Raw genomic sequence first — 263 nt, 5'->3', positions numbered from 1 at the left:
GAAAAGGAATCAGATGGTACAATTGTAAGGTACACATATGCAGGAAACAGGGAGAGGGTACATGCAGATGTAACGGCAAAAGGCGACAATGCCAAAACACAGAGTTACAGTCTGTACACGGACAGACTCGGAAGCACAAGATGGGCACTGGATGAAAATGCAGAGGTTGCAGCAAAAACAGAGTATGATGCATGGGGAAAGCCGGAAACAGAAACGGTAAGCAGTAAACTTAACGGAATAAACATTTCAAAAAGTTACACCGG

General features: G+C 44.1%; 1 protein-coding gene. It reads left to right on the top strand.

Annotation, left to right across the window (positions count from 1 at the left end):
• Positions 1-263, top strand: a 263-nt coding sequence (locus DWW96_RS14170) for a hypothetical protein (RefSeq protein ID WP_199522713.1), incomplete at both ends; no start/stop codon positions are given.

Source organism: Eubacterium sp. AF17-7 (genome assembly GCF_003461285.1).
Lineage (GTDB): Bacteria > Bacillota > Clostridia > Lachnospirales > Lachnospiraceae > Eubacterium_U > Eubacterium_U album.
Note: the sequence above shows the minus strand (reverse complement) of the source record. Positions and strands in the feature narration are given on the sequence as shown.